Raw genomic sequence first — 17,092 nt, 5'->3', positions numbered from 1 at the left:
ATGGATCCGATCACGACGCTGGACGGCCAGCGGGATCTGCCGCGCTATTTCGCAGCCGCCTTCAGCCTCGCCGGAAAGCTCCGAAATGGCCGCCTCGACTTCCGGATGCCGGATGGACGTCTGTTCCGCGTCGAGGCTCCGAACCCCGGTCCGGTCGCCGAGATCGTCATCCACAACCCCGACACCTTCGCGCGCCTCATCCGCGAGGGCGACCTCGGCTTCGCCGACGCCTATCTCGAGGGCTGGTGGTCCACCCCCGACCTCCAGGCCTTCATGGACGTGGTCCACGCCGACAACGACGAGGTCTATCACAGCTTCGGCGGTCTCCAGATCATGCGGCTGTGGGAACGCCTGCGACACTGGATGAACCGCAACACCAGGGAGCGGGCGAAGAAGAACATCTCCTACCACTACGACCTCGGCAACGAGTTCTACTCCCTCTGGCTCGACGACACGATGACCTACTCCTCGGCCCTCTTCGAGACCGGCCAGGAAAGCCTGGAACGCGCCCAGACCCGCAAGTATCAAAGCATGGTCGACCAGATGGGCGTCGCCCCCGGCGCCCACGTCCTCGAGATCGGCTGCGGCTGGGGCGGTTTCGCCGAATACGCCGCGCGCGAACGCGGCCTCCGCGTCACCGGCCTGACCATCAGCCGCGAACAGCACGACTACGCCCGCTCCCGGATCGAACGCGCCGGCCTCTCCGACCGCGTCGACATCAAGCTCCAGGACTACCGCGACGAGCGCGGCACCTACGACGGCATCGCCTCGATCGAGATGTTCGAGGCCGTCGGCGAGAAATACTGGCCCGTCTACTTCCAGACCGTCCGCGACCGCCTCAACGCCGGCTGCAACGCCACGCTCCAGATCATCACCGTCGAGGACAAGCGCTTCGAGACCTACCGCAAGGGCGTCGACTTCATCCAGAAGTACGTCTTCCCCGGCGGGATGCTCCCCTCGCCCAGCGCGCTGCGCGCCGAGATCGAGCGCGCGGGCCTCGGCGTCCTCAGGTCCATCGAGTTCGGCGAGAGCTATTCCCAGACCCTGCGTCGTTGGCACGACACGTTCAATGAATGCTGGTCCGAGGTATCGTTGCTCGGATTCGACGATCGCTTCCGAAGAATGTGGAACTTCTACCTTACATCTTGCGCGGCAGGATTTCATGCCGGATCAATCGACGTCACGCAGATAACGGTCAACAAACCGGGATAGTGACGCATGCCCACGGGCGGAAAACTGATCGCCGCGCTCAGCTTCGCGGCCCTCGCCTACTTCATCTCCGACTTGATGAAACCCATTCTCATGGACACCGAAGGCACGCGCGTCGGCTGGCTCTCGCCGCTCAACGCATGCGTCGGCTTCGTCATGGGCTGGACGATCCTCGGCAACGGATCGGGCAAGACCTACCGCCAGTCCTTCGGCTTCGGCCTGACGACGCTCGCCGCGACCTTCTTCTGGGTGTTCATCGTCTGGTCCGGCTACAAGATGCTGTCGCGGTCGGTCCAGCTTCGCTATGACGGCCCGATGGAGGCGCTCCAGCAGATGGCGCAGCTTTGCGTGGATTACGCCAAGCTCGTCGCGACGCAGGAGATCCTGATCCCCGCCATCGTCGGCGCCCTGTTCATGTCCTGGCTCACCGAGTTCTTCGCCCGCCGCTGGTCGTGAGCCAGTCGGTCTTCTTCTACGGCACGCTTCGGGACCCGGCGCTCCTCGCCCTCGTGGCGGGGCGCGAGGTGTCGGCGCGGCCCGCCAGCCTTCCCGGCTTCCGCACGGCGCAGGTCGAGGGGCACGACTTCCCCACGCTCGTCGCCGACGATGACGCCACGGCCGAAGGCCTCCTGGCCGAGGTTGATGCCCGCGCCCAGGCGCGGCTGGACTTCTACGAGCTGGGCTTCGGCTACGACCTGCGTCCCGTTTCGGTGCGGACAGACAAGGGCGCCGCGGTCGCTCTGGTTTATTTTCCCGAACCCGGTCTCTGGAAGCCCGACGGCGCGTGGTCGCTCGACGGATGGCAGGCAGACGGCGCCCCCCTCGCCCGCGCCGCGGCCGAGGAATACATGCGCCTCCACGGCGTGATGGACCCCGCGTCCGCCGCCCGCGCCTTCGACCAGATCCAGATGCGGGCCGGCGCGCGGCTCCGCGCCGCCGAGGCGCCGACGCCCGCGCCTCTTCCGCCCGCGATGTCGGCCAAAGACGTGCGGATCGCCGAGACGCGCCAGCCCTACACCGCCTATTTCGCCGTCCGCGAGGACGTGCTGACCTTCCCCCGCTTCTCGGGTGGTCACAGCGCGCCCGTGCTGCGGTCCTCGTTCCAGGGCGGCGACGCGGTGACGGTGGTGCCCTACGACCCCGCGACCGACCGCCTGCTCGTCGTCCGCCAGTTCCGGCACGGGCCCTTCACGCGCGGCGACGCAAACCCCTGGACACTCGAACCGGCGGCGGGACGCATCGACGCGGGCGAGACGCCCGAGCAGACTGCCCGGCGCGAGCTTCTCGAAGAGACCGGGATCGAGGCGGGCGCACTGCACCTCATCAGCCGCTACTACCCGTCGCCCGGCGCCTTCAACGAATACCTCTGGAGTTACGTCGCCATCGCCGACCTCTCGGCTCAGGACGGCCGCATCGCGGGTCTCGAAGGCGAGAACGAAGACATCCTCTCCCACGTTCTCGGTTTCGACGAGGCGATGGCGATGGTCGAGACCGGGGCAGCCAACACCGCGCCGCTCGTCCTCACGCTCTTCTGGCTCGCCGCGAACCGCGACCGGCTGCGCGGCTGAGGGGCACGCGGTCCCGTCGAACCTGTTCCTGCCGCCCTCACCGCACCGAGGGATGCACCGACGTGATACCGACGCGATACCGACGCGATACCGATACACCGGATCCGCCGTCCGACGCGGCCGACTCAGGTCGCCCCGCGCTCCGCGCTGCCAGTTAACTTCTACTTGCATTGAAACCCGTTCCCGGCCCGACTAGGACAGAGGCAAGCCCTTCCGGGAGACGCCATGACCATCCGCCGTGACCTCGCCGACGCCATCGGCCATACCCCCCTGATCCGCCTCGCCGGTCCCTCCGAAGAGACGGGCTGCGATATTCTGGGAAAAGCCGAATTCCTGAATCCCGGCCAGTCCGTCAAGGATCGCGCCGCGCTCTTCATCATTCGCGACGCCGTGGCGCGGGGCGAGTTGAAGCCGGGCGGGACCATCGTCGAAGGCACCGCGGGGAACACCGGCATCGGCCTCGCCCTCGTCGGCGCCTCGATGGGCTTCCGCACCGTCATCGTCATTCCCGAGACGCAGAGCCAGGAAAAGAAGGACATGATCCGCCTCTGCGGCGCCGAGCTTGTGCAGGTCCCGGCGGTCCCCTACTCGAACCCCAACAACTACGTCCGCTACTCCGAGCGTCTGGCGGCGAAGCTGGCCGAGACCGAACCGAATGGCGCGATCTGGGCCAACCAGTTCGACAACACCGCCAACCGCCAGGCCCATGTCGAAGGCACCGGCCCCGAGATCTGGAAGGAGACGGGCGGCACCGTCCACGGCTTCACCTGCGCCGTCGGTACAGGCGGAACTCTTGCCGGCGTGGCCGAGGTGCTTCAGCCGAAAGGCGTCAAGGTCGCCCTGTCCGATCCCTACGGGTCGGGGCTCTACAAGCTCTACACGGGCGAAGAGCCGCCCTCCGGCGACTCGATCACCGAGGGCATTGGCCAGGGCCGCATCACCGCCAACCTAGACGGCTTCACCCCCGACGCCGCCTACAAGATCTCGGACGAGGAAGCCCTGCCCATCGTCTTCGATCTGCTTGAAAAAGAAGGCCTTTGCCTTGGCGGATCGAGCGGGATCAATATCGCCGGCGCGATGCGCATGGCCCGCGAAATGGGTCCGGGACACACCATCGTCACCATCCTCTGCGACTACGGCAACCGCTACCAGTCCAAGCTGTTCAACCCGGCTTTCCTTGCCGACAAGGGCCTGCCGGTGCCCGGGTGGCTGGACGGCGAAAGCCGCGCGCTGCCGGGCGTCTACGAAGGCTGACGTCATGCTCCGCCGCGCCTTACGCGTCCTGGCGATCCTGTCCCTGGTCTGGACCTGCCTTGCGCTGCCTCTCGCCGCGCAGGACAATCTCGACTTCGACAGCTTCTCCGGCTTCGCCGACACCGTCGAAGGCGTCATCGAGACACGCGAGGCGACGGACGACGAATTCCGCGCCCTGCGCTCCCAGCTCGTCGACTGGCGCGCGGGCTTCGCCGATGCGCAGGACGTCAACTCGGCCCGCATCGCCTCGCTCGAGGCCCAGCTCGACGCGCTCGGACCCGCCCCCGCCGAAGGCGAGACGGAACCCGAAAGCCTCGCCTCCCGCCGCGAGGCGCTGAACTCCCAGCTCACCGCCGCACGGGCGCCGCGTCTGGAAGCCGAGGAGGCGGCCGCCCGCGCCACGTCGCTGATCGGCCAGATCGACACCACGCTGCGTGCGCGCCAGACCGACGCGCTCTTCGAACTCGCCCGAACGCCGCTCGATCCCACCCTGTGGAGCGGGGCGGTCGCCTCTGGCCTGCGCGTGATCGACACTATCCGCACCGAGGCCACGGCCCGCCTGTCCGAACCCAGCACGACGGGCCTCTGGCAGCGCCTCGCCCTCGCCGCCGCCCTCCTGGTCTTCGCCGCTTTCCTGATCGCCCGCGGCCCCCGCGTCGTCGAGCGCTTCCTCGCCCGAATCGAGACCCGCGCCGGCGAGCACGGCCGCATCGTTTACGGTTTCCTCCTCTCCTTCGGTGGCGTCCTCATGGCGATGGCCGGCGTTTCCCTCATCAACGCCGCCCTCATCACCACCGGAATCCTCGGCCCCATCGGCCAGGCGACGGCCATCGGGATCAACGCCGCCATCCTGTCATCCGCCATCGCGCGATGGCTCGGCGGGCGCATCTTCCCCGAGCGCGACGCGATCCCCTCGCCCCTCGACCTCACGGAACGGCAGAGGGCGAAAGGTCGCTTCTTCTCTACCCTGCTTGGCGTTCTTGCCGGCCTCGCCGTCATCCTGCGCGTCGTCGCCAGCCGCGCCGAAATCGCGCCGGACTATGTCGGCGTCATGGGCCTGCCGCTTCACCTGGCGACGGGTTACGTGCTGTTCCGGCTCGGCAAACTCCTGGTCCACGGCGGAGCGGTCGGCGCGGACACCGAGGTCACCATCGCGCATCACGCGGCCCGCATCCTCGGGACAGCGGTGCAGGCGGTCGGAGTCATCGGACCCCTTGCCGCGCTCGTCGGCTTCCGCGCTCTGGCTCAAGAGCTGATCGCTCCGACGGCCGCCACACTCGCTCTTCTCGCCTTCCTCGCCAGCCTCCACTTTGCGGTCCGAGGCGCCTTTGCCATCGCCCGCGGTCTTGACACCAAACAGGCGCAGCAGGCCCTTGCTCCGGTCCTCATCAGCCTCGGACTCACCCTGGCTGCGATCCCGGTCCTCGCCCTCGTCTGGGGCGCCGAACCGTCCGATCTGGGCGAAGCCTGGACGCGGTTCCGGACCGGGTTCAAGTTGGGCGACACCACGATCTCGCCCGGTGATTTCATTACCTTCATCGTGGTTTTCGCCATCGGCCTTGCCGTGACGCGGCTGTTCCAGGGCACACTGAAAACCACCGTGCTGCCTCGCACCAAGCTCGACCGCGGCGGCCAGAATGCCATCGTGTCGGGCCTGGGCTACCTCGGGCTGACGCTGGCGGCCGTCATCGGCATATCGGCGGCGGGCATCGACCTGTCGTCTTTTGCCATCGTCATCGGCGCGCTTGGCGTCGGCATCGGCTTCGGGCTTCAGAACATCGTCAACAACTTCGTGTCGGGAATCATCCTTCTGATCGAGCGTCCTATCAGTGAGGGCGACTGGGTCGAAGCCGGCGGCCAGATGGGCGTGGTCAAGGCGATCAGCGTCCGGTCGACCCGGATCGAGACCTTTGACAAGCGCGACGTGATCGTCCCGAACGGCGACCTCATCTCGGGGACCGTGACCAACTGGACCCACGGCAACTCGATGGGGCGCGTGATCGTGCCGGTGGGCGTGGCCTATGGAACCGACACCCGCAAGGTCGAACGGATTCTCAAGGAGGTCGCCGAGGCGCATCCGATCGTCGCCGTAAGTCCGGCGCCGAACATCCTCTTCATCGGCTTCGGCGCCGACAGCATGGACTTCGAGATCCGGGCGATCCTGACCGACGTGTCCTTCGTCGTGACCGCCAAATCCGACATGAACCACGAGATCGCCCGACGCTTCGGCGAGGAAGGCATCGAGATCCCCTTCGCGCAGCGCGACATCTGGCTTCGCAATCCCGAGGCCCTGGTGCAGGCGACAACCGAACCGCGCCCGCCTTCCGACGCGCTCGATCCTGCCCTCGTCGGCCCCGACCCGGACGGCGACTAGACGATGCCGCCACCAGCGCCAGTGACGGCGGCGCGTTCCGCTGCAACCTTCGCGCGATAGCCGGACGCACGGAAGGCGGCGACAGGGTCGATTGCGCCGCCTGCCTCCATCCGCGCCATGGCGAGGATCGGTTCGACATCGGTGCGGAACGCGGCCTTCAGGGTCTGCGCCGCCATCAAGGCATCATTGTCGCCCTGGAACCCCCGTAATGCGGCGCGGTCGACCAACAGCGCCTGCGCATATGCCCGACGCACCTCGGAGGCCGACATCATCAGGCTTTCCATCGGGTCCGTCACGTTGTGGCTCTGGTCCAGCATGTGCGCGGGCGCGAAACCGGGACGGTCTTCCGCCTCCACCAGTTCGTTGAAGACGAGGAACAGCCGGAACGGGTCGATGGACCCCGTATCGAGGTCATCGTCGCCGTACTTGGAATCGTTGAAGTGGAATCCGCCCAGCTTCCCGAACCGGATCAGGCGGGCGACGATCATCTCGATGTTCACCGTCGGCGCATGGTGACCGAGGTCGACGAGGCACTGCGCCTTCTCGCCCAGCTCCTGCGCGATGAGATAGTTGGTGCCCCAATCCTGCACGACGGTCGAATAGAAGGCGGGCTCGTAAATCTTGTGCTCGGTGAACAGCCGCCAATCGTCGGGCAGGCCTGCATAGACCTGCTTCATGGCATCCAGATAGCGGTCGAATTGGCGGGTGAAGTCGGTCTGACCGGGGAAGTTGGAGCCGTCGCCGATCCAGACCGTCAGGGCGGTCGAGCCGATGCTCTTGCCGATGTCGATGCACTCGAGGTTGTGCTCGATGGCCTGAGCACGGGTCGAGGAATCGACGTGCGAGAGAGAACCGAACTTGTAGGAACGAGGATCGCCTACGTGATCCTGGAACGTGTTCGAATTCATCGCGTCGAAGCCCAGTCCCACCTCCTCGGCCTTGGCGTTGAGGTCGGCGGCCGGCGCCTTGTCCCAGGGGATGTGAAGCGAGACGCTTGGCGTCGCGCAGGTCATCTGATGGATCACGCCGCAGTCGTCGAGCTTGTCGAAGATACCCCTCGGCTCTCCCGGTCCCGGGAAGCGGGCAAAGCGCGTACCCCCTGTTCCCACGCCCCAGGAGGGAATGGCGACGCCGTAGGCCGCGACCTTGTCCCTGACGCGCCCGATGTCCATGCCGCGCCGGTCAAGATGGTCGCCGAGCGCCTCGTAATCCGCCCTGAGCGCATCCTCACGCGCGGCGTTCTCGCTCTCGATCAGGCCTTTGTCGATCATGGTCCTCTCCCCCCGCCGCCCGCCTCAGCGGGTGAAGGCCTCCTTGTTGCCTGCGTCCACGTTGACGATGTTGCCGGTCGACTTGGCCGAGAGGTCCGAGGCGAAGAAGTAGGCCGCCTCGGCGATGTCCTCGGGCAGGACCGAGAGCTTCAGCATCGAGCGGTTGCGGTACATCTCCTCAAGCCCCTCCTTGTCGGTCTTGTAGGTCGAGGCGCGCTGCTCCAGCCACTCGCCCTCCCAGATCTTCGAGCCCTTCAGCACCGCGTCCGGATTCACCACGTTGACCCGGATGCCGGCGTCCGCGCCCTCCAGCGCCAGGCAGCGGGCCAGGTGGATCTCGGAAGCCTTCGCGGTGCAATAGGCCGAGGCGTTCGGGCTGGCGGCGAGGCCGTTCTTCGACGCGATGAAGACGATGGAGCCCCCGATGCCCTGCGCGCGCATGGTTCGGAACGCCTCGCGGCTCACCAGGAAATAGCCCGTCGACAGGATCTCCATGTTGCGATTCCAGAGGTCGAGCGTCGTCTCTTCAACCGGTGCCGACGACGCGATCCCTGCGTTCGACACGAGGATATCGAGCCCTCCGAATTCCACGGCCGTCTCGGCGAAGGCGCGCGCCACGCCGGCCTCGTCCGTCACGTTCATCTCGACCGCGCAAACCACGTCCCGCCCGTGCCGCTGGACCAACCGTTCCTTCGTCGAAGCCAAAGCCTCCGCGTCGATGTCGGCCAGGACCACGCAGGCACCCTCCGCGAGATATTTCTCTGCCGTGGCCGACCCGATCCCGCCGGCCCCGCCGGTGACGAGCGCCACTCGCCCGGCCAACGCCTTGGGTTTTGGCATCCGCTGGAGCTTCGCTTCCTCCAGAAGCCAGTATTCTATGTCGAAGGCTTCCTGCTCCGGCAGCCCCCGGTATTCGCTGACCGCCGACGCGCCACGCATGACATTGATGGCGTTGACGTAGAACTCGCCCGAGATCCGCGCGGTGGCCTTGTCCTTGGCAAAGGTGATCATGCCGACGCCGGGGACGAGATAGACCACGGCGTTCGGGTCGCGCAGCGCCGGGCTGTCGTCGTGCCTGCACCTTTCGTAGTAAGCCGTGTAATCCTCGCGGTAGGCTGCGACCTGCGCGCGAAGGCCGTCCAGCACCTGATCGAGGTTCTTCTTCGCCGGATCGAAGGCCACGACCAGCGGGCGGATCTTGGTGCGCAGGAAATGGTCGGGGCAAGAGGTGCCGAGCGCCGCGAGCGGCTCCATCTCACGCGCGTTGACGAAATCCAGCACCGTCTCGCTGTCGTCGAAGTGTCCCACCATCCGATGTTGGCCCGAGACCATCCCACGGATCGCCGGCATCAGCCGCGCGGCAACGGTGCGACGTTCGCCTTCCGGCAGGCTCTCGTGAACCGCGCCCCCGAAGGCCGGTGCACCCTCTGTGCGGTCGGCGAACCAGTCCATCGCGCACTGGATGGTGGCCAGCGTCAGGTCGTAGCACTCGCGCGCATCGTCGGCCCAGGTGAACAACCCGTGGCTCTCCAGCACGACGCCCTTCGCGTCGGGGTTCTCCAGGCAGAATTTCTCCAGCCAGAGCCCCAACTCGTATCCTGGCCGCTTCCAAGGCAGCCAGCCGATCTCGCCTCCGAATATCTCCCGCGTCAGCGCCTCCGAACCGGCCGAGGCGGCGATAGCGATGATGGCGTCGGGGTGCATGTGGTCGACGTGCTTCTTCGGGACATAGGCATGGAGCGGCGTGTCGATGGAGGCCGCGCGCGTGTTCAGCGCGAAGGTGCAATGCGGCAGGTAGCCCACCATCTCGTCCTCGTGCTCGAGGCCGCGATAGAGACCCTTAAGCGCGCGCAGCTTGTCCATGTAGAGCGTGGCGAAGCCGTCCAACTTCATCGTGCCGACGTCGCCGCCCGATCCCTTGACCCACAGCACTTCGACCGTCTCGCCCGTGAGTGGATCGCGCTCCGTCACCTTGGCCGAGGTGTTGCCGCCGCCGTAGTTCGTGATCCGCTTGTCCGAGCCGAGGAGGTTCGAGCGGTAGAGCAGCTTTTCGGATTCGCTCATCCCCGCCGCACGGCTTTCGTCCCAGAGGTTTTCAAGCCGCTGTTCTCCAGCGTTTTTCAGCATCAAGCCCTCCCGGAGACGCGGCCGCGCCTGCATGACAGTTGCCGCAAGGCTGCTCAGGCTGCGGCGGATTGTCAATCACAAACGATCATAACCGTTCATGCTGCGGCGCAGAATGATTGAATATGACGATTGTTGATTGACACACTTAGGGAATCCCCACAACGTCACCGATCAGGGAGGGCTTCGATGCACGAGACGGAACGCCACCGGATCATTCTGTCGGCAGTGCAGGAGCGCCCGGTCGCAACCGTGATCGACCTCTGCTCCCTTACCGGCGTATCCGAGGCGACCATCCGGCGCGACATCGCCACGCTCCATATGCAGAAGAAGCTGCGCCGTGTACGGGGCGGGGCCGAGGCGATCAGCCCGCCCCAGTTCGTCGGCCTCGCCGGCAGGCCTTTCTCGGTCAACCAGGCGCTTCACGCCGCAGAGAAGCAGGCGATAGCCCGCGCCGCCGTCGACCTTTGCCAAGACGGCGAGTCGATCATCATCAATGGCGGCACGACCACCTTCCAGATGGTCCATCCGCTTGCCTCGCGGCGGATGCAGGTCTTCACCAACTCGTTCCCGATCGCCGAGCACCTGCTCAAGCACTCGAAGAACACGATCATGCTCTCCGGCGGTGCGATCTACCGCGAGCAGAACATCATCCTGTCGCCTTTCGACAACGACGTGACCCGCAACTTCTACGCCCGCCGCATGTTCATGGGCGCGCAGGGCCTCGGTCCTCTCGGGCTCATGGAGGCGGATCCTCTGCTGATTCAGGCGGAACAGAAGCTGATCGGACAGGCGGACGAACTGGTCGTCCTCGTCGACAGCTCGAAGTTCGAGAACCGCTCGAGCCTCGTCCTGTGTCCGCTGGAGCGGATCGACGTGGTGATAACCGACGATGGAATTTCCGACCGCGCAGCAGCGTTGCTGGACGCGGCGGGCATACGACTGATCGTGGCGCAGGCTGGCGCTGCGGCGGAAAGGGGGACGGCCTGAGACGGCCGGACCGATCGTTCACCTTTGGGAGGTAAGACCATGAGCATCACCAGAAGACTACTGGGCGGCAGCGCCCTCGCGGCCATGATCCTGGCCGGAAGCATGGCGCAGGCGCAGGACAAGGTGCGCATCGCCCTCGTCGTCAAGGCGCTTGGCATCGGCTTCTTCGAAGCCGCGGCGGAAGGCGCCGAGGAAGCCGCGGCAGAACTCGGCAACGTCGAGATCATCTATACCGGCCCGACCGACACCACGGCCGAAGGCCAGATCGAGGTCATCAACAGCCTGATCGCACAGCAGGTCGACGCCATCGCGATCTCGGCCAACGACCCCGACGCCCTGGTCCCCGCGCTGAAGAAGGCGATGGACCGCGGTATCACTGTCATATCGTGGGATTCGGGCGTGGCGCCCGAGGGGCGCGAGATGCACCTCAACCCGTCGTCCAACGCTCTGATCGGCAACATGATCATCAAGCTCGCCGCAGACGAACTGCCGGACGGCGGCAAGGTCGCCGTGCTCTCCGCCTCGGCCACCGCGACGAACCAGAACACCTGGATCGCCGAGATGGAAAAGGTTATGGGCGACTACCCCAATATCGAAGTGGTCGGCACCGTCTACGGCGATGACCTCGCCGACAAGTCCTACCGCGAAGCGCAGGGATTGATGCAGACCTACCCCGACCTGAAGGCGATCATCGCACCGACCTCCGTCGGCATCGTCGCCGCCGCGAAGGCGGTCGAGGACGCGGGCAAGGCGGGGGAGATCAACGTCACGGGCCTGGGCCTTCCGTCCGAGATGGCAGGCGCCATCCAGTCGGGCGCGTCCAAGTCCTTCGCGATCTGGAACCCTATCGACCTCGGCTACTCGGCCACGATGCTGGCCTATAACCTGGCCACCGACGCCGCCGAGGCGGGCCCGGGCGCCGAGATCCCCATGGGTCGGATGGGCACGCTGACACTGGACGACAACGCCGAGGGGGCGATGGCCGATCCCTTCGTCTACGACGCCTCGAACATCGACCAGTTCAAGGAAATCTTCTGATTGTCCGTCCGGCGCGGGGCCGCCCTCGCGCCGGACACATTCCGGAACCCGCACATGCGTCACGCCGCCGACACCGTCCCGGCCGAGGTTCTCGGTCTGCCTGTCCTCACGCTTGAAGGGATCACCAAGTCCTTTCCGGGCGTGAAGGCTCTCTCCGAGGTGGCGCTCGAGCTCTACCCCGGCCAAGTGACGGCGCTCGTGGGAGAGAATGGCGCGGGCAAGTCCACCATCGTGAAGGTGCTGACCGGCATCTACCAGCCCGACGCCGGCACGATCCGGCTGGACGGGCTGCCGGTGACCTTTCCGACGGCTCGCGCCGCGACCGAAGCAGGGATCACGGCGATCCATCAAGAGACGGTCCTCTTCGACGAGTTGACCGTCGCCGAGAACATCTTCATCGGCCATGCGCCCCGCACCAGGTGGGGTCTGATCGACTGGCCCGAACTGCGCCGCCGCGCAGTCGAGATCCTCGACCGGATCGATGCTAGGCTTGATCCGATGATGCCGCTCAAGGAGTTGGGCATCGCCAACAAGCATCTCGTTGCCATCGCCCGTGCGCTTTCAATCGATGCGCGCGTGGTGGTGATGGACGAACCGACCGCTGCCCTTTCGCAAAAAGAGATCGAGGAGCTTTACGATCTGGTCGAACGTCTGAAAGCCGAGGGCCGCGCCATCCTCTTCATCAGCCACAAGTTCGACGAGATCTTTCGCATCGCGGACCGCTTCACCGTCTTCCGGGATGGCGCTCTGGCCGGCTCGGGCCTCATGTCCGATGTGAGCGAGAGCGAGTTGGTCCGGATGATGGTCGGTCGCTCGGTCGATCATATCTTCCCCGCGCGCGACAAGGCGCCGGGGCGAGAGGTCTTGCGCGTCGAGGGTTTGTCGCACCCCACCGAGTTCGACGACTTGTCCTTCACGCTGTGTGAGGGCGAAATCCTCGGCTTCTACGGCCTCATAGGATCGGGCCGCTCGGAGCTGATGCAGGCGATCTTCGGAATTACTCGGGCCTCGAGTGGCACGGTCTCGCTGGATGGCGCGGCCCTTAACATTCGCGCGCCCGCCGACGCGATTGCCGCCGGCATCGTCTATGTGCCGGAAGATCGCGGCAAGCAGGGCGCCGTCATCGGCCTGCCGATCTTTCAGAACATCACGCTTCCCTCGCTGGACCAGACCTCGCGGCAGGGATTCCTGAAGCTCGCTCGGGAGTTCGCTCTGGCCCGGACTTATGTCGAGCGGCTGGAGCTTCGCGCCGCCAGCCTGGATCAGGACGTTGGCAACCTGTCGGGCGGCAACCAGCAGAAGGTCGTTATCGCCAAATGGCTGGCGACGAAGCCACGCGTCATCATCCTGGACGAGCCTACCAAGGGGATCGACATCGGCTCCAAAGCCGCCGTCCACGCCTTCATGGCGGAACTGGCTGCGGAAGGCCTGGCGGTGATCATGGTTTCGTCCGAGATCCCCGAGATCGTCGGCATGTCGGACCGGGTCATCGTCATGCGCGAAGGGCTTATGGCGGCCAAAGTGAAAGGTGACGACCTGACGCCCGAGGTGCTGGTGCGCCACGCGGCGGGGATCGCGGGGGCGTCCGGATGACTTACCTGCTCAAGTCCCGCGAGGCGCTTCTGGTCGGTGTGATCCTCGTCCTTGTCGCGCTTATTGCCGGGCGCTTTCCGGCCTTTGTCTCGCCCGGAAACCTCGCCCGCGTTTTCAATGACACGGCGCCGCTCATCATCCTGGCACTTGGCCAGACCGTCGTGATCCTGACCCGCTGCATCGACCTCTCGGTGGCGGCGAACCTGGCGCTGACGGGCATGGTCTGCGCGATGCTAAACGTCGCCATGCCGGACCTGCCGATCCCCGTCATCCTTGGGCTCGCGCTCGCGCTCGGCGCAACCATGGGGGCGATCAACGGCCTCCTCGTCTGGCTTTTGACCATTCCCCCGATTGTCGTGACGCTCGGCACCATGACGATCTATCGCGGCACCATCTTCCTGATCTCGGACGGCCAGTGGGTCAACGCCCACGAGATGAGCGCAGCCTTTACCGGGTTTCCGCGCTCCGTCCTCCTGGGTCTGCCGATGCTGTCGTGGATCGCGATCCTCGTGGCGGCGACATTCCTCCTCGCAGTCCGCCTGACACCGCTTGGTCGCGCGTTCTATGCCGTGGGCGGTAATCCTCACGCTGCGGTCTACACGGGTCTCGACGTCGGCCGGACGCAGTTCTGGGCCTTCGTGATCTCGGGCACGCTCGCTGGCCTGACCGGCTATCTCTGGGTCGCGCGCTATTCGGTCGCCTACGTCGACATCGCCGGGGGGTTCGAGTTGGAAGTGGTCGCGGCCTGCGTCATCGGCGGAATTTCCATCGCGGGAGGTGCGGGCACCATCGCCGGAGCTATCCTCGGCGCGCTGTTCCTCGGGATCGTCAAGAATGCGCTTCCGGTCATCGGCGTTTCGCCGTTCTGGCAGATGGCGATCTCGGGCACGGCCATCGTGATCGCCGTCGCGTTCAACGCCCGTGTCAGCCGCGCGAAGGGCCGCATCATCCTCAAGCGCGCCGAGGGCCACGCATGACCGACGCCACCGCCCGACATATCCCCGACCGGCTGGTCAGCCCCGCCGCCCGCCTCCTGAAGAGCTGGGAGACGCTGCTTCTGGCCGTGGCGCTGGCGATCTTTGTCGCGAACAGCCTCGCCTCGCCCTACTTCCTGAACGCCTGGAACCTGTCCGACGCCACATTCAACTTCACAGAGAAGGCGATGATCGCCTTCGCGATGGCACTTCTCATCATCTCGGGCGAGATCGACCTCTCCGTCGCCTCGATCATCGCCCTGGCATCTACCGCCATGGGCGCGGCGGTACAGGCTGGTGCGGGCACACCTGTCCTCGTCGGCATCGGCCTCGGCACGGGGCTCGCCTGCGGAGCGGTAAACGGGATTCTCGTCACGCGGATGGGTCTGCCGTCAATCGTGGTGACGATCGGGACGATGAGCCTCTTTCGCGGGATCAGTTACATCGCGCTCGGCGACAAGGTCTACAAGGGCTATCCCTCCGACTTCGGCTACTTCGGACAGGGTTATGTCTGGTGGGTCTTCTCGTTCGAGCTGGTGCTTTTCGCGATCCTCGCGGTCGTCTACGGCGTCCTGCTGCACAAGACTAACTTCGGCCGCGCGGTCTATGCCATCGGGAACAACCCCACGGCGGCCCTCTTCTCGGGCATCCGGGTGCAGAGGGTGAAGTTCATCCTCTTCCTGCTCACCGGCCTCATGTCCGGCATCGCCGCAATTTGCCTGACCTCGCGCCTTGGCTCGACGCGCCCCTCCATCGCCTTCGGATGGGAGTTGGAAGTGGTGACGATGGTCGTGCTGGGGGGCGTCAATATCCTGGGCGGGTCGGGCACGATCCCGGGCGTCGTAATCGCGGCTTTCGTCATGGGGCTCGTTACCTTCGGGCTGGGGCTCCTCAACGTCCCGGGGATCGTCATGTCGATCTTCATAGGCTGTCTTCTGATCGGGGTGATTGCCCTGCCCCGGCTCTGGACGATGTGGAGAGGGTGATGGAGAAGTACGCCTTCCGGATGCGCCTCAATCCCGGCATGAGGAACGAGTATCTGAAGCGCCATGACGAGATATGGCCCGAACTGGTGACGCTTCTGAAGGATGCAGGCGTGTCCGACTATTCCATCCACCTCGACGAGGAGACGAACAGCCTCTTCGGGGTACTGTGGCGGACCGACGATCACGGCATGGACGCCCTGCCGTCGCACGAGGTAATGCAGCGGTGGTGGGCGCACATGGCCGACATCATGGAGACGAAGCCGGACAACGAGCCCGTCGCGGTGCCGCTGGAAACCGTCTTCCACATGCCATGAGGCACGTCGCCGTCATCGACATCGGCAAGACCAATGCCAAGGTTGCGCTGGTGGACCTCGACACCATGTCCGAGGTCGCTGTCGTCACGAGGCCCAACACGGTGCGCACCGGGCCTCCCTGGCCGCACTTCGACCTCGACGGGCACTGGTCCTTCATTCTCGAGGCGTTGCGCGCGTTTCACGACGCGCATGGGATTGAGGCGATCTCGGTCACGACCCACGGGGCATCGATCGTGCTGGTGGACCGGGAAGGAAGACTGGCGACACCCATGCTGGATTATGAGCATCAAGGGCCGGACGAAGTGGCCGCCGAGTACGACGCCATCCGGCCGCCCTTTGAGCAGACCGGCTCGCCGCGACTGTCCGCAGGTCTGAACGTCGGCGCGCAGCTTCACTGGATGCTGAAGACCGACCCCGGCCTGCGGGACCGGACCGCGCTTGTCCTGACCTATCCGCAGTACTGGAGCTTCCGGCTGACCGGAGTTGCGGCGACGGAGGTCACCTCGCTTGGCTGTCATACGGATCTCTGGAACCCGTCAGAAGGCAAGGAATCGGCCTTGCTGGCAACGCTCGGTTTGGAGAACAAGCTTGCGCCGCAGCGTCCGGCGCGGGACGTTCTAGGGACAATCCTTCCCGACGTCGCGGCGCGCACCGGACTTCCGGCCACCACGCCTGTCCACTGTGGGATCCACGACTCGAACGCATCCCTCTTGCCCTACGTCCTGGGAAAGACGCCGCCTTTCTCTGTCGTCTCTACCGGCACTTGGGTGATCGAAATGAGCATGGGAGGCGAGGCCTTGGCGCTTGATCCGGCGCGGGACACGCTGGTCAACGTCAACGCCCTTGGCGCTCCCGTCCCCTCGGCCAGGTTCATGGGGGGCCGTGAGCACGATATCGTCTCGCGCGGGTCGCCTGCACCCGCGACGTTGGCTGCCTTGTCCGATGTGATCATCGAGGGTGTCATGCTGATGCCGTCCGTGGTGCCCGAGACGGGGCCGTTTCAGGGCCGAGCCGCGTACTGGGTCGGGCGCGAACCATCTATCGGAACTTCCGAACGAGCGGCAGCGCTCGGCGCCTATCTGGCTCTGATGACGGCGGAAGGACTGACGTTGACCGGCCACCGGGGCGACGTGGTGGTCGAAGGCCCGTTCGCGCGGAACGAGGCATATCTCGCAATGTTATCAGCTGTCACGGGATCGCTCGTCCTTCCTTCGCGTGGGTCGACCGGCACAAGTCAGGGCTGCGCGCTTCTTGCCCTGCCCGACGGCGGTGTGACCTTACCTGAGACAACTCCGGTCGATCGTCGGGGAGACGCCGATCTCATCGCATATGCCGACGCATGGCGCAGGCTGGCGCGGGCCTGAGGATCCGGGCCTAGGCAAGGCCTTCCCCCCGCA

The 17,092-nt window shown here is 65.8% G+C and carries 14 protein-coding genes; 12 read left to right on the top strand and 2 right to left on the bottom strand.

The window, feature by feature from the left end; all coding sequences use genetic code 11:
* The 5 genes from EF888_RS01810 to EF888_RS01790 all read left to right on the top strand — a co-directional run bounded on the left by EF888_RS01810 (position 1) and on the right by EF888_RS01790 (position 6,405).
* The gene (locus EF888_RS01810) at positions 1-1,212 is read left to right on the top strand and encodes an SAM-dependent methyltransferase (RefSeq protein ID WP_109757180.1); all 1,212 of its coding nucleotides are present in this window, start codon (positions 1-3) and stop codon (positions 1,210-1,212) included.
* A gap of 6 nt (positions 1,213-1,218) precedes the next feature.
* Positions 1,219-1,665, top strand: a complete 447-nt coding sequence (locus EF888_RS01805; RefSeq protein WP_109757179.1) for a TrgA family protein — start codon at positions 1,219-1,221, stop codon at positions 1,663-1,665.
* Positions 1,662-2,777 (top strand): NUDIX domain-containing protein, encoded by a 1,116-nt coding sequence (locus tag EF888_RS01800; protein ID WP_164721549.1) that lies wholly within the window; start codon positions 1,662-1,664, stop codon positions 2,775-2,777. The genes EF888_RS01805 and EF888_RS01800 overlap by 4 nt, the downstream gene beginning before the upstream one ends.
* A gap of 225 nt (positions 2,778-3,002) precedes the next feature.
* On the top strand, positions 3,003-4,031 hold the full coding sequence (locus EF888_RS01795) for a cysteine synthase A (RefSeq protein WP_109757177.1): 1,029 nt from the start codon (positions 3,003-3,005) through the stop codon (positions 4,029-4,031).
* A 4-nt stretch (positions 4,032-4,035) separates the two neighbouring features.
* The gene (locus EF888_RS01790) at positions 4,036-6,405 is read left to right on the top strand and encodes a DUF3772 domain-containing protein (RefSeq protein ID WP_109757176.1); all 2,370 of its coding nucleotides are present in this window, start codon (positions 4,036-4,038) and stop codon (positions 6,403-6,405) included.
* Here the strand turns inward: EF888_RS01790 and rhaI are convergent.
* Together rhaI and EF888_RS01780 are read right to left on the bottom strand one after the other, a co-directional pair.
* A complete protein-coding gene (gene rhaI, locus EF888_RS01785) occupies positions 6,402-7,676 on the bottom strand; it encodes an L-rhamnose catabolism isomerase (RefSeq protein WP_109757175.1) in 1,275 nt (424 codons plus the stop codon). The genes EF888_RS01790 and rhaI overlap by 4 nt on opposite strands.
* A 24-nt stretch (positions 7,677-7,700) precedes the next feature.
* Complete coding sequence (locus EF888_RS01780; RefSeq protein ID WP_109757905.1) at positions 7,701-9,803, bottom strand: bifunctional rhamnulose-1-phosphate aldolase/short-chain dehydrogenase; 2,103 nt, start codon at positions 9,801-9,803, stop codon at positions 7,701-7,703.
* Between the two features lie 186 nt (positions 9,804-9,989).
* Here EF888_RS01780 and EF888_RS01775 point away from each other — a divergent pair, with 186 nt between their 5' ends.
* The 7 genes from EF888_RS01775 to EF888_RS01745 are packed head-to-tail and all read left to right on the top strand — an operon-like array spanning position 9,990 to position 17,059.
* Positions 9,990-10,790: a DeoR/GlpR family DNA-binding transcription regulator gene (locus EF888_RS01775; protein ID WP_109757174.1), complete on the top strand. Its 801-nt coding sequence runs from the start codon at positions 9,990-9,992 to the stop codon at positions 10,788-10,790.
* Between the two features lie 39 nt (positions 10,791-10,829).
* Entirely contained in the window at positions 10,830-11,828 is a 999-nt protein-coding gene (rhaS, locus tag EF888_RS01770) for a rhamnose ABC transporter substrate-binding protein (protein ID WP_109757173.1), read from the top strand.
* A 54-nt stretch (positions 11,829-11,882) separates the two neighbouring features.
* Positions 11,883-13,421, top strand: coding sequence for a sugar ABC transporter ATP-binding protein (locus EF888_RS01765; protein WP_109757904.1), 1,539 nt, complete (start codon positions 11,883-11,885; stop codon positions 13,419-13,421).
* Positions 13,418-14,398, top strand: coding sequence for an ABC transporter permease (locus EF888_RS01760; RefSeq protein WP_109757172.1), 981 nt, complete (start codon positions 13,418-13,420; stop codon positions 14,396-14,398). Before EF888_RS01765 ends, EF888_RS01760 begins: the two co-directional genes overlap by 4 nt.
* Positions 14,395-15,381, top strand: a complete 987-nt coding sequence (locus EF888_RS01755) for an ABC transporter permease (protein WP_109757171.1) — start codon at positions 14,395-14,397, stop codon at positions 15,379-15,381. The genes EF888_RS01760 and EF888_RS01755 overlap by 4 nt, the downstream gene beginning before the upstream one ends.
* Entirely contained in the window at positions 15,381-15,695 is a 315-nt protein-coding gene (rhaM, locus tag EF888_RS01750; protein WP_109757170.1) for an L-rhamnose mutarotase, read from the top strand. The genes EF888_RS01755 and rhaM overlap by 1 nt, the downstream gene beginning before the upstream one ends.
* A complete protein-coding gene (locus EF888_RS01745) occupies positions 15,692-17,059 on the top strand; it encodes an FGGY-family carbohydrate kinase (RefSeq protein ID WP_109757169.1) in 1,368 nt (455 codons plus the stop codon). Before rhaM ends, EF888_RS01745 begins: the two co-directional genes overlap by 4 nt.
* The last annotated feature ends 33 nt before the right edge of the window (positions 17,060-17,092 follow it).

This window comes from Silicimonas algicola, from assembly GCF_003970735.1.
In the GTDB taxonomy this organism is placed as follows: domain Bacteria; phylum Pseudomonadota; class Alphaproteobacteria; order Rhodobacterales; family Rhodobacteraceae; genus Silicimonas; species Silicimonas algicola.
This window is presented reverse-complemented; position numbering and strand designations above follow the sequence as displayed.

What these genes read in the sequence shown, in the direction of transcription:
- EF888_RS01755 (WP_109757171.1), top strand. Translation starts at nt 14,395, where the DNA reads ATGACCGACGCCACCGCCCGACATATCCCCGACCGGCTGGTCAGCCCC.
- EF888_RS01780 (WP_109757905.1), bottom strand. Translation starts at nt 9,803, where the DNA reads ATGCTGAAAAACGCTGGAGAACAGCGGCTTGAAAACCTCTGGGACGAA.
- EF888_RS01765 (WP_109757904.1), top strand. Translation starts at nt 11,883, where the DNA reads ATGCGTCACGCCGCCGACACCGTCCCGGCCGAGGTTCTCGGTCTGCCT.
- EF888_RS01805 (WP_109757179.1), top strand. Translation starts at nt 1,219, where the DNA reads ATGCCCACGGGCGGAAAACTGATCGCCGCGCTCAGCTTCGCGGCCCTC.
- EF888_RS01760 (WP_109757172.1), top strand. Translation starts at nt 13,418, where the DNA reads ATGACTTACCTGCTCAAGTCCCGCGAGGCGCTTCTGGTCGGTGTGATC.
- EF888_RS01795 (WP_109757177.1), top strand. Translation starts at nt 3,003, where the DNA reads ATGACCATCCGCCGTGACCTCGCCGACGCCATCGGCCATACCCCCCTG.
- rhaS (WP_109757173.1), top strand. Translation starts at nt 10,830, where the DNA reads ATGAGCATCACCAGAAGACTACTGGGCGGCAGCGCCCTCGCGGCCATG.
- rhaI (WP_109757175.1), bottom strand. Translation starts at nt 7,676, where the DNA reads ATGATCGACAAAGGCCTGATCGAGAGCGAGAACGCCGCGCGTGAGGAT.
- EF888_RS01745 (WP_109757169.1), top strand. Translation starts at nt 15,692, where the DNA reads ATGAGGCACGTCGCCGTCATCGACATCGGCAAGACCAATGCCAAGGTT.
- EF888_RS01790 (WP_109757176.1), top strand. Translation starts at nt 4,036, where the DNA reads ATGCTCCGCCGCGCCTTACGCGTCCTGGCGATCCTGTCCCTGGTCTGG.
- rhaM (WP_109757170.1), top strand. Translation starts at nt 15,381, where the DNA reads ATGGAGAAGTACGCCTTCCGGATGCGCCTCAATCCCGGCATGAGGAAC.
- EF888_RS01775 (WP_109757174.1), top strand. Translation starts at nt 9,990, where the DNA reads ATGCACGAGACGGAACGCCACCGGATCATTCTGTCGGCAGTGCAGGAG.
- EF888_RS01810 (WP_109757180.1), top strand. Translation starts at nt 1, where the DNA reads ATGGATCCGATCACGACGCTGGACGGCCAGCGGGATCTGCCGCGCTAT.